Raw genomic sequence first — 12425 nt, 5'->3', positions numbered from 1 at the left:
CTACACCCCCAGAATTAATAATATAGCCATAACAACTGGTGGAATCAATATTAGAATATTTTTTATTAACTCCAAAAAGCTTAATTTTTCTTGCTTATTTTTAACAGGTACTTTATTTTCTTGAATTTGCTTAGCTAGCATTTCATTTTTATGCTTCTTCTTCTCTTCTTTTGATAATTTATTAAACCACTTAGTAAAACGAACGTATTGGTCAATAATTTTATCAGATTCTCCCATCATTTTTATAGTACCATAATGTAGCCATATTACTCGGTCACAGAACTTTCTCATTTGACCAGCTGAGTGACTAATAAAAAATATTGTTTTTCCTTGTTCTTTGAATTCATTCATCTTATTCAAACATTTTTCGGTAAATGTAGAATCACCTACAGAAAGTGCCTCATCAATTATTAGGATGTCTGGATCAGTATGTACTGATATCGCAAATCCTAATCTAGATTTCATCCCACTTGAATAATTTTTTACAGGTTGGTAAATATAATCTCCAATATCAGCAAAATCTAATATGTCTGGCAATCTTTCTTCTATTTGCTTTTTAGTTAGTCCATGCATCATACATTTCAATTCCACATTTTCCAAACCAGTCAAACTTCCATTTAATCCAGCTGAAATCGCAATTAATGAAGGTTCTCCATTCATTATCACTTTACCTTCTGTTGGTTGAATTACCCCACCAAGAATATTTGATACAGTTGACTTCCCTGAACCATTTAGTCCAACAATACCAATGGTTTCACCAGGATTCACTTCAAATGAAACTTGATTTAATGCTACAAATTTTTTATTTTCTCTCTTCTTAGGCATTATGAGACTGGCGATTTTGTCTGACCTCTTTGAGTATAATTCAAAGACTTTAACAACATTTTCGAACACTACTTTTTTATTCACTTAAAAATCTCCTTAATTATAAGTAATCTACGAAATCTTTTCTGAATTTCAAATGTATTTTCGATCCAAAATATAATAAAGCAAGGGTCAGAGACCAAAAATATAATCCATAAACGACATCTTCAAAAAACCATTCCCCACCTAATATAGAGTTTCTAAAACCATCTATAATGTAAAAAAATGGATTAAGTTTCAGAATATTTTCGACTACTGGCCCAAATTTGTCCGTTACTAAACTTGTATCCCATAATATTGGAGTTAAATATAACAACATCCGCATCATAGATTGAAGAAACATTTGAAAATCCCTAACTAATGTTGAAATAGTTGAGCTCAGTAATGAAAAAGCAAATAAAAAAATGTATAAACAGATGAGATAATAAATAAACTGAAACATCTTTATTGAAGGCTCTACACCATATAGAATAGCTATTAAAGCTAATATACCAGTCATAATCATGTATTGAAATGAATTACTAAATATTCTAATAGTAGGAAGTAGACTGACCGGAAAATTCATTTTTGAAACAAGGCCAATTTTTTGATGGACACTGTTCGAACTCTGAACAATGGATGGACTAATAAAAAACCAAGGAATTAGTCCAATTATCAACCATAAAAAGTATGGTGTACCGTCAACGTCACTTCCTGCTCTTATAGTACCAAACACAAACCAATAAATGGCTATCTGTATTGCAGGGTTTAGAAATTGCCAGAATGTACCTAAATAATGAATTTGGTACATTCCTTTAATTTCAAATAAAGCCATTCGGTAAATTAGATCCCAATTATCTATTTGTTCTTTTAACACTTGAACTACTGGATTCTTCATTTAACATGCTTCCTTCAACTTATTTTACAAAAACTTATACAAGTTCCCATAATTCATATAATTTATCTCATCTGTCCACTCTTTCACGACATTTTTCGTATCAAATACCTGTTTCGTATTCATCTTGGCATAATGCTCACTTGTTAGTGCTTTAAACTCGTTATGATCTGATAAGACAAGCACAAGGTCCGATCCATCTAACGCTTTTGCCAGATCTTTCTCTACAAAGCTTAGCTGCACATGTGGGTCATATGCTACTACGTCTAATTCAGGTTTTGCATGTAATGCTTCATAGATATCCATCGCCGGACTTTCACGAATGTCATCTACGTTACCTTTATAAGTTAAACCGAAAACGGTAATTTTCTTTCCATTATTTTTCGCCAATAATTTTTCTGCTACGTCCATCACGTATTCTGGCATAGAATTGTTGATTTGACGTGACAAGTTAATTAATTTAGCTGATTCTGGTGCTTTTGCGATAATGAAATATGGATCGACTGCAAGACAGTGTCCCCCAACACCTGGTCCAGGTGTGTGCAAGTTAACACGTGGGTGTTTATTAGCCATTTCAATTACTTCTAGCGCGTTAATCCCTAATTCTGTTGAAACCTTTGCTAATTCATTTGCTAAAGCAATGTTCACATCACGGAAAGTATTTTCCATTAATTTCGACATTTCTGCTGTTTTGGCTTGTGTCTTAATAATTTCTCCTTGAACAAAAGTTTCATAAACTTCTGCACCTTTTTCTGTACATGCGTCAGTGATTCCACCGACAATACGATTGTTGTAAATTAATTCATGCATAATTTGACCTGGAAGAACGCGTTCTGGACAGTGTACTAAGAAAATATCCTCGCCAATGGTGTAACCAGCTTCTTCTAGACGTGGCTTTACACTATCATCCATTGTTCTCGGTGCAATCGTTGATTCTACGATTACCGTATTTCCTTTTTCTAGTACAGGAAGAATGCTTTCTATTGCAGATAATACATACGTTAGATCACATGATTTATGCTCGTCATCATTGTTTGGTGTTGGTACAGCAATGATAAAAGTATCTGCTTTTTCTGGTTTAAGCTGTGCTTTAAATGTACCTTTATCGATTACTTCTTCTAATGCTTCTTGTAAACCTGGCTCTTCTATATGAATTTTTCCATTATTTAATGATTCAATAACATTCTCACTTACGTCAACTCCGACAACATTCACGCCATGCTTTGCAAACATGATAGATGTTGGTAAGCCGATATATCCTAACCCTACTGTACATAAATTCATTTATAGTACTTCCTTTCTTTTTTCCGATAATTAAAACTGTCGATAAACCTCTAATAAATTAGCTTGTTCCTTCTCCCAATTATACTGCTTTCTCGCAGGAATACAATTCTGGCTAAACAATTCCCGTTTTTCAGGATTATTTAAGATATAGTTAACTCCTCTTGCAATATCATCTGGATTATGAGAGTCAACGGTCACACCAATCTTATTATCCTCTACTACTTTTTTGATTTCAGGAAAATCACATGCCACAACAGGCACGCGAGCCATCATATATTCAAAAAGCTTATTAGAGGAAGCAGAGTAGTGATTAAAGCATACGTTATTCAGCACCTGGAATCCTAAGTAGCCATTTTTCGTATATTTTGGAAGTTCTTTCAATGGTACTTTTGGCAAGAATTTAATACCATCCTCTAAATTCCGTTCTTTCACCATTGCTTGTAGCTCTTCCTTGATTCTACCATCTCCAATAAAAACGAGCGTTCCTTCATCAAATTGTGGGTATGCTTCCACTAATTTTTCTAGACCTCGTCCTGTTTGGATACCACCCTGGTAAAGTAGAATCTTCTCATCTTCTGGCAGACCTAATATTTTATGCAGATCTACTTTTTCTGTTTCTTCACTATTTTGTTCAGTTGGATAGTTGTGCAATACATAAGGATAGAAGCCATATAAATCTTCATTGTACTTCGCCCTTGTGTCATTCTCCACCATCATCGAATCCATGCGATTAATGAAAAATTGTTCAAATTTCTTATACCACGGGCTGTCATAGCCTGTACGGCTTGTCTGAACCTCGTGGGAATCATAGATTAGTGGTTTTTTCTTCAAACGCCATTTCGCACTAACATAGCCTTGAGGCATTGTATTTAAATCATTGGAATGATAAATATCATAGTTTCCTCTATGACCTTTCCACATCATTCGTAAGATGAGTGCTCCTCGAACCCAAACGATTCTTGCTTTTGTCTTTAATAATACACCTGCGAGAATGGTTAAAGGGATAATCACCCATGGCAGCAAATAGACTAGAAAAGCCCAAATGATAGCCATTGGCAGGATAGGCCACTTTTTGCCAACTGTAAATCGATAAAGCTTTTGTAGTGCTAATAATGTACTTGGATATCGTTTCATACGATAGACACGAAAATGCTCATTTATTTCTTCATATTTCTTTACATTCGGATCACTCGGATCATCTATACAAATAAGCTCTACATCATAGCCATTTTGTGATAAGGATGTGCATTCTCTCATAACTCGAGCATCGTTTGTAAAGTGATTCCAAACAAACATACCTACTCTTTTCATCTATTTAACCCTCTTTATTCTATAATATCTACCAATCGTTCTATATTATGCTCCCACAGGAAATGTTTTGTAACTGTTGTTAAACAGTTTGCCTGCATTCTAGCTAAAAGCTCTTGATCTTCCTTTAACTCTAACACTTTTTCTAGCATAAGTGTTGTATCATTTGACGAAAAGGCATAGCCTGTCTGATTTTCCCTAATCAGATCTGCTGCGATTCCTTTAACGCCTGCAACTATCGGTGTTTGACAGGTCATATAGTCTAAGACCTTACCTGGTAATACGGTCGAAAAAACCTCGACATCATTTAAAAAGGCAATGCTGACATGGCTTTTTCGTATGAGCTCTAAGCTCTTTCTTCTCGTGGTTGGCTTGTGTACTTGGACATTGGTTAATTGTTTATCCGTCAAAAATTGCTTGAATTCTTTTGTTTTCATTCCATAGCCTAATACATCAAAGTGAATGCCATGCTCGTGTAGCTGTTGTGCTACTTGCTTTAGACGATCAATATCCTGTGCGAGTCCAAGATTTCCAGCATAGACGACACGGAATTCTTCATCTAAAGGGCTTTTTTCAATTAATTCTTTTTGACGAGGTCCATTTGGTAGAAAGACAATTTTCTTTTGCTTTTTTAGCTTTTCATGTATATGGGAGGCAAACCCCTTACTATTAATAACGATTAAATCTGCCATGTGATACATTTTTTTCTCAACAAACTGAAAAAATCGAATGATCCATTTTTGGTCAAATGATTTAACACCTGTTAAGCTATCAGGCCATAAATCTCTTACCTCTAAGATTATTTTTGCTTTCATCGGTCTTCTTAACAGCCATGCAGAGAACACGATAAAAATTGGAGGTGTGGATACATATAGATAGTCATATCCATCCTTTCTTCTTCTCCATAGCTCGAAAATAAAACGATACATAATCTCTAAATAAAAAAAGAGCCTACTAATTAGTTTGTTCGTAAATTTCCTGCTCTTTATCGGTAATCGTGTGATTTTATCTGTTTGCTTATTTACATCCTCATCGTCCCAAAATGTTCGATCCTTGTACATGTTTTTATTGGGGTAGGATGGTTCTATTGTTAACACCTCTACTTGCACATCTGCCTTTGATAGTAATTGAAAAATATTCTTCATTCTATTACCAGCACTACCAATAGCAGGATAGAAGTTTTGTGTTAAAATTAATACTTTTTTTGGCATCTGTCAATCTCCTACATTAGGACACAATTTTATCTATCACAATATTACATTTTACGATAAATTTACGGTATTGGCAATTGACAAATATAATGTTACATAATTTGAAATAATTTGATCATAGAATGTTTGAAAATGATAGCATTTTAGCTGTTTAGTAGAGAATTGTAACTGGATTGAAATGATGTTTAGGGGTTGGGTTGCTTTTGGTATGCTTTTCATTTAAATGGCACTTCACACTGAAAGGTTTTTTTTCGATCTTAAGTATTTTAACAGGAGGCTTTCGCGCTAAAGTGACCTTTGTGCCTTTATAAACTGCAGTTCAACTAGTAGTTCTCTTCGAAATGACTGTTATCTTCCTTATAAACTTCATTTTAAACGAGATCTCAAGCAAAAATAATCTTTATCAAATTTATAAACTGCAGTTCGACCAGCAGTTCACACCGAAATGACTGTTATCACTCTTATAAACTTCATTTCAAACGAGATCTCAAGTAAAAATAACCTTTATCGCCTCTGTAAACTGCAGTTCAACCAGCAGTTCACACCGAAATGACTGTTATCGCTCTTATAAACTTCATTTCAAACGAGATCTCAAGTAAAAATAACCTTTATCACCTCTGTAAACTGCAGTTCAACCAGCAATTCACACCGAAATGACTGTTATCTACCTTATAAACTTCATTTCAAACGAGATCTCAAGCAAAAATAATCTTTATCAAATTTATAAACTGCAGTTCGACCAGCAGTTCACACCGAAATGACTGTTATTACCATTATAAACCTCATTTCAAGCGAGAATCCATGATGAAATCACTTTTATATAACGTTCATTTCCACATAAAAACGAGATCTCTCATCGAAAAAATGGGAGATCTCGCTTCCTTTATGCTTCTTTTTTAAACCAACCTTTGATTCGTTCTGATAGGTTATCAAAATAAGTGTAGATGACTGGTATGAGCACAAGGGTAAATAAACTGGATACGGATAGACCAAAGATGACGGTAATAGCCATTGGCTGTTGCGTTTCGGCGCCTTCTCCGTAACCTAAGGCTAGTGGGACCATGGCTAGTACGGTCGTTAGGGTTGTCATTAAAATTGGTCTTAGCCTTGATTTTCCTGCTTCCATAATCGCTTCGTGACGGTCGATTCCTCGACTACGTAGGATATTGATGTAATCTACTAGCACGATCGCATTGTTGACGACGATACCTGCTAGCATGATGATCCCAATAAAGGCGGTGATCGATAGTGGCTGTCCGGTAATAAATAGTCCACCGAGGACACCGACAACGGTTGCTGGCATCGAGAACATGATAATTAATGGATATAGAAAGTTCTCAAATTGCACGGCCATTACGGCATATACAAGGAAGATCGATAAAATTAACGCAACGGCTAAATCGCTAAATGCTTCGACCATATCCTCTGCTTGGCCTCCAATGGAGTAGGAATATTCATCACTCGGGAAATGGAAGCTATCTAGTACCTCCTCAATATCCTGCATGACACTACCTAAATCCCTATCTACAATATCGGAGGAAATGTTTACCTGGCGTTGCTGATTTTGTCTTGTAATGGTTGCGGCACTTTGTACTTGTTCAAAATCAGCAATCGTTAGTAACGGTATTTGTGTGCCTTGTTGGTTTTGGATATATAAATTTTCCAAATCATTGATGGTGGAACGTTCATCTTCTGGGAAAATGAGACTAACATTCATTTCGTCTCCACCCTCCCGGTATTGCATCACCGTTTGACCAGTGAAGCCAACCTGAATCTGGTTCATTACCTCTTGATAGGTAAGGCCATATTCCGCTGCTAGCTCTCGATCAATATGGATATTCATTTCTGGTTGTGTATCGGCAATAGAGGATGATGGGTTGTACACACCTTCCACATCTTCTATAGCTGTTATTACCTGATCGGACAGCTCCATTAGCACATCATTTTCTGGACCTGAAAGCTGGATTTGAATAGGATCAGAAGAGCTTAAACCACCTGAGCTCATCTCACCAACCGTGATCTCCGCACCTGCTATTGACGAAAGCTCTTCGTCTAGCTCTTGTACAACCGCTGTTGTTGTTGTCGATCTTTCTTCTTGTGGCACGAGTTGGATCGTGAAGGAGCCTTCAGAACCTCCTGACATAACAGCAGAGCTTGCATCCCCGCTTCCAACGGTTACATAGCTGACATCGATGATATCCTTATAATCTTCTAATTTGTCATTCACTTTACCGACAACTTCTAGTGTTTTATCCTCTGAAGTACCAGTTGGTGTTTCTACCGTAATGCTGATTTGCCCTTGATCCCCTTCTGGTATAAACGCTGTGCCGATAAAAGGAATTAACGCGATGCTTCCAATAATTGCTACAATCGTGACAGCAATGGTCGTCTTTCGAAGCTTCAACGCTTTTGCCAGTACCTTCGCATAACCATTCGTTACACGGTTAAGGATGCGATCAAACCAGTATCTTCTACCATGATCCTTCATTGCTTTGGATAAAAGTTTAGAAGATAGCATTGGTACTAAGGTAACGGCAACCACTAAGGACGCGAGTAAAGAAAAGGAGATCGTGATTGCTAATGGTGTAAACAATTCCGATGCGATTCCTTCAACGAACACGATTGGTAAGAATACGACCAATGTTGTGGTAGTTGACGCGATAACGGCTGGTGCTAGCTCGGATGCCCCTTTAATCGCAGACTCTTTCAAGGAATACCCCTGCTGCCTGTAGGAATAAATATTTTCCAGTATAACAATCGAGCTATCGACCATCATCCCAATACCTAATGCCAAACCACCCATTGTCAGGATGTTTAACGTTTCTCCAGTAAAATAAAGTAAGACAAAGGTAGAGACAATAGCAATTGGAATCGATACACCGATGACGATTGTTGCACGAACACTTCGCAAAAACAGTAATAACACAAATAATGCGAAGATTCCACCAAAGATCATATTTTGGATAACCGAATTAATCGATTGTTTGATGAACTCTGATGTATCGACAACGACTTCTAATTCGACATCATTTGGTAAATCTTCTTTTAAGTCGGCGACTGCATCGATAATATTGTTGGATACGTCGACTGAATTTCCATCTGATTGTTTTAGAATGCTTAAAACAACTGCTTCTTCATTGTTTACTAATGTTGTGCCATTTTTCTTAAAGGTATCCTGAACATCCGCTACATCCTGTACGCGAATCTTCGTCCCTTGAGGTGTTTGTATAATTGTATTGGCGATATCATCTACGGACTCAAAGCTTCCTTCTACTCTTAGCTGAAGGTCTTTATCGCCTTTTTGTATCGATCCCGCGGAGGTGGATTGATTAGCTCCGGCTAGTGCTTGTTGAATCAATTGTGAGCTGACACCATATTGATTCATTGCTGCTCGGTCTAGAACAAGGTCAATCTTTCGTTCTTGTCCTCCTTCAATTTCTACTGATGCCACGCCACCTTGACGTTCGAAATATGGTTGAATCTTATCCTCAGCAAGTTCTTGTAATTTAGCTGTATCACTTCCTGTTAAGCCAACCCACATAATTGGAAGCTGATTCGGATTAAATCGTAATACACTCGGGTCATTCGCCCCTTCTGGAAGAGCGCTTTTTACTTGATCGACGCTTTCTCGAACATCAAGCATCGCATTATCCAGATTGGTTCCATTTTCAAACATGATGATCACAAGGGATGCACCTGACTGTGATTGTGATTGAATCGTATTGACTCCTTCGATCGAACTGAGCGCGCCTTCTAAAGGCTCTGAGACAAGCTGTTCTACTTCTTGTGGTGCTGCATCTTGATAGTTTGTCGCTACAACCGCAACAGGTAAATCTATTTCTGGAAATAAATCGATTGCCAAGTTTCGAACAGAGATCACACCGAGCGCAATGATAGCAAGAACAATCATGATTACCCCTACTGGGCGTTTTACTGATGTTTTCACTAATTTCATGATTATTCCTCCCCTATGATACTAATTTTACTACCATCTGCTAATGTTAATTGCCCGCTTGTGATCACCTTATCTCCTTTATTTAACTCCGCCTTCACTGCTGTTAAATCGGATTGTGTGGCTTGTACAGTAACAGCTACTTTTTTAGCTGTATTATCGTTAACGGTATAGACAAAGGTTTCATCATCTGCCTCAACTAGTGCTGCTGTTGGTATTAAGAGCGCATTTTCTACCACGGTTTCTTCGAGGCTTACTATCGCTGTTACTCCGGCATTGTAATGAGTGGTTGCATTATCAAAGGAAAGATCAATCGGAAAAAGTCCTGCCTCATTTGCAGTAGATGCTACATATTCAATCGTTGCTTCATGCTCTTCCTTTTCTGCTGCCTTTAAGGTTACATGCACCGGATTTCCTTCTTCAAAAAGATCAAGCTGCACATCTGGTACTTGTAATTGTACCGTTAATTGCTCTAAATCAACGATCGAGGCAAATGGTTCTTGATTGGATACTAATCCACCTTCTTGTGTTTGAAGACCTGTGATCGTTCCATCCATTGGTGCATCTATTGCGATATTCCCTTGTGGACTTGTTACAAGCGCAAGCCTATCCCCTTCTTCTACTTGGTCTCCATTTTCCACTTCTAGCTCTTCTAACTTACCTGCAACTGTTGGAACAATTGGAGTCGTTTGATTTGGGGTGGTACGACCGTAAAAGGTTCGATCCATTGTCAGATTACCTTGTGTGACCTCTCCTAATTCAACTGGTGTTACCCTTTCTGTTTCTTTCTCTTCCTTATCATCCTCTGAACATGCGACGAGTACCCCCATGACAAGGATGAGCATGAATAATATTCGTTTCATTACATTTGTCCCCTCCCTAAGGTTTTATTTTTGTAAAATGTTTTCGAGCTGTTTTCTCCAAAAATCCAGCTCAGAATACGGCTGAATTTGCTCAAGCATGCTATTTATAATAATGGCTTTAGGCTCTTCTTTTTGAAATTCTTCCTTCATTACGGAGATAACCTCTGATAGGTGTTCTTTCTTTCCTTTTGGAAGCTTCATTTTTTGTAAATACTGTTTTAGTTTTGCTAAAATATTCTCTACATTGGATGACTCACTCGTTAGGTTCAATCCCTCTATTGTACTAGGATCAAATATTGGTTCTGGCTTTTCTACCAAAAGCTGCTTCACTATCGTATCGATTTTTCTTACGGTAGCTTCGGCTAATTGATCAGGATCAAAAACAAAATCATAAATCGCAATCCATTTAAAATAGCCTGCCATGATTCCATCAAAGTTGATGGCGATATCTGCCATATAAGGAACCAATTCTTCTCCATAGATCGATAGCAGGCTTTCTCTCACCCATTCATAGCTCTGCTTATGTACACGAATGATAACATCATCTAATTTATTTCCTAAGTGAATCTTATCGCGAAAATGTACAAGTAAATATTCCTTGTGATCACGAAATAGCTTAAAAATCTCCGCCACTTGATCCTGCATCCTCTGAAAAGGATCATTTGTACCTCTATTTACATGTTGGAGCTTTTCGATAATGACAGCGGTATAATAATCGAATATCGCTACCAATAAATCATCCTTCGAGTCAAAATATAGATAGAACGCCCCCTTCGATACACCACTATTCTGGACAATTTCTTGTATCGATGTTTCGTGAAATCCTTTTTCTGAAAATAACTTCATGCTTTCTTCAATCAATTTATTTCGCTTATCTTCTTGCAAGGATAGGTAACCCCCTCATATAGTACGAATCAAAAAAAATAAAGGTTTCATTTTTTTATAGGAATGACCAGTCAGTCACTGGTTGATCATACCATAATTTGTCGAGACATCGCAATGCATAAAGCTTGAGGGTTTGGCCCGGTTATGGCAATAGAAAAAGCCATTCGTGAATGGCTTTTTCTCGTCGTTATTGTTGATCATCTTGATTTTGCTTATTTTCTTCTTGGTTGTTGCCATTATCCATAGCGTCTTGCATATCTTCCTCTGCTTGATCCAAATCTTCTTCGACATTGTCACCAAGATTTTCGTCACCATTACCATTACCCATGTTATCTTCACCTTGATCTTGATTTGGTGCATCTTGATCTTGGTTCATATCAGGCTCTTCTTCTGTTGGCTGGTTACCTTGGTCTGGTTGTTCTTCTGTTGGCTGCTCTTCATCATTTCCTGCACAGCCGAAAAGAAGTGCAGTGGATAATGCTAAAGTTCCTAAAAGCTTCATATATTTCTTATTCATGAAAGCTCCTCCTTTTAAAATCTTTTCAAAGGTAGCTTAACCAGAATTTTAAAATATTATGCTATTATGTAAAAATTTTTGCAGGGTTTGGTGAAGAGGATAAAAGATTTGCTTTCAAATATGGAATATTCTATGGCATACAAAGGCTCTCGCCAAGTCTTTCTGCGAGAGCCTTTTGTTTATTTTACAGCAAAGGTTATTTCTGCTTCACAAGCTAATTCATCTCCAACCCTTGCTATAGCCTTTCCTTTTCCAATTGGTCCTTTAATACGAATAATTTCTACTTCTAGTGAAAGCTGATCACCAGGCTTCACTTGTCGTTTAAAACGACATTTATCAATTCCAGCTAAGAAACCGATCTTCCCTTTGTTCTCTTCCTTACTTAAAATGGCAGCTCCTCCCACTTGCGCGAGTGCCTCAACAATTAAAACACCAGGCATTACTGGGTAATCAGGAAAATGCCCTTGGAAAAAGGGTTCATTAATCGTTACATTTTTTATTCCTTTGATTTTGCTTTCTGTTTGTTCTGTAATCGCATCTACTAATAAAAAAGGATAGCGATGAGGAATAGTTGCTTTAATTTCTTCTATATCCATAGAGATACTCCTTCCCATAACTGGTTTCTTTCCTTAGTATACCAAAAAAAGAAGCACAGCTCATTGTCTGT

General features: G+C 37.2%; 10 protein-coding genes. All 10 read right to left on the bottom strand.

Features of this window, described 5'->3' with window-relative positions:
• Positions 1-909 (bottom strand): teichoic acids export ABC transporter ATP-binding subunit TagH, encoded by a 909-nt coding sequence (gene tagH, locus ACZ5R4_RS16355; RefSeq protein WP_109985237.1) that lies wholly within the window; start codon positions 907-909, stop codon positions 1-3.
• 16 nt (positions 910-925) lie between these two features.
• The gene (locus tag ACZ5R4_RS16350; protein WP_054860201.1) at positions 926-1741 is read right to left on the bottom strand and encodes an ABC transporter permease; all 816 of its coding nucleotides are present in this window, start codon (positions 1739-1741) and stop codon (positions 926-928) included.
• Between the two features lie 24 nt (positions 1742-1765).
• A complete protein-coding gene (locus ACZ5R4_RS16345) occupies positions 1766-3022 on the bottom strand; it encodes a nucleotide sugar dehydrogenase (RefSeq protein WP_054787633.1) in 1257 nt (418 codons plus the stop codon).
• 30 nt (positions 3023-3052) lie between these two features.
• Positions 3053-4333, bottom strand: coding sequence for a glycosyltransferase (locus ACZ5R4_RS16340; protein WP_054860199.1), 1281 nt, complete (start codon positions 4331-4333; stop codon positions 3053-3055).
• A 14-nt stretch (positions 4334-4347) separates the two neighbouring features.
• On the bottom strand, positions 4348-5541 hold the full coding sequence (locus ACZ5R4_RS16335; RefSeq protein ID WP_464367622.1) for a glycosyltransferase family 4 protein: 1194 nt from the start codon (positions 5539-5541) through the stop codon (positions 4348-4350).
• 883 nt (positions 5542-6424) lie between these two features.
• The gene (locus tag ACZ5R4_RS16330; RefSeq protein WP_464367621.1) at positions 6425-9496 is read right to left on the bottom strand and encodes an efflux RND transporter permease subunit; all 3072 of its coding nucleotides are present in this window, start codon (positions 9494-9496) and stop codon (positions 6425-6427) included.
• 2 nt (positions 9497-9498) lie between these two features.
• Entirely contained in the window at positions 9499-10356 is an 858-nt protein-coding gene (locus ACZ5R4_RS16325) for an efflux RND transporter periplasmic adaptor subunit (protein ID WP_109985232.1), read from the bottom strand.
• 24 nt (positions 10357-10380) lie between these two features.
• Positions 10381-11241, bottom strand: a complete 861-nt coding sequence (locus tag ACZ5R4_RS16320) for a TetR/AcrR family transcriptional regulator (RefSeq protein WP_054861575.1) — start codon at positions 11239-11241, stop codon at positions 10381-10383.
• 187 nt (positions 11242-11428) lie between these two features.
• Positions 11429-11758 carry a hypothetical protein gene (locus ACZ5R4_RS16315; RefSeq protein WP_054787631.1) on the bottom strand — a complete coding sequence of 110 codons (330 nt, stop codon included), beginning with the start codon at positions 11756-11758 and terminating at the stop codon, positions 11429-11431.
• 179 nt (positions 11759-11937) lie between these two features.
• Entirely contained in the window at positions 11938-12354 is a 417-nt protein-coding gene (gene fabZ, locus ACZ5R4_RS16310) for a 3-hydroxyacyl-ACP dehydratase FabZ (RefSeq protein ID WP_109985231.1), read from the bottom strand.
• Between the last annotated feature and the right edge of the window lie 71 nt (positions 12355-12425).

It is taken from the genome of Gracilibacillus sp. JCM 18860 (genome assembly GCF_055395245.1).
This window is presented reverse-complemented; position numbering and strand designations above follow the sequence as displayed.

Excerpts from the sequence above, each read along its gene's own strand:
- ACZ5R4_RS16350 (WP_054860201.1), bottom strand. The coding sequence starts at position 1,741 with ATGAAGAATCCAGTAGTTCAAGTGTTAAAAGAACAAATAGATAATTGG.
- ACZ5R4_RS16345 (WP_054787633.1), bottom strand. The coding sequence starts at position 3,022 with ATGAATTTATGTACAGTAGGGTTAGGATATATCGGCTTACCAACATCT.
- ACZ5R4_RS16340 (WP_054860199.1), bottom strand. The coding sequence starts at position 4,333 with ATGAAAAGAGTAGGTATGTTTGTTTGGAATCACTTTACAAACGATGCT.
- ACZ5R4_RS16335 (WP_464367622.1), bottom strand. The coding sequence starts at position 5,541 with ATGCCAAAAAAAGTATTAATTTTAACACAAAACTTCTATCCTGCTATT.
- ACZ5R4_RS16330 (WP_464367621.1), bottom strand. The coding sequence starts at position 9,496 with ATGAAATTAGTGAAAACATCAGTAAAACGCCCAGTAGGGGTAATCATG.
- ACZ5R4_RS16325 (WP_109985232.1), bottom strand. The coding sequence starts at position 10,356 with ATGAAACGAATATTATTCATGCTCATCCTTGTCATGGGGGTACTCGTC.
- ACZ5R4_RS16315 (WP_054787631.1), bottom strand. The coding sequence starts at position 11,758 with ATGAATAAGAAATATATGAAGCTTTTAGGAACTTTAGCATTATCCACT.
- fabZ (WP_109985231.1), bottom strand. The coding sequence starts at position 12,354 with ATGGATATAGAAGAAATTAAAGCAACTATTCCTCATCGCTATCCTTTT.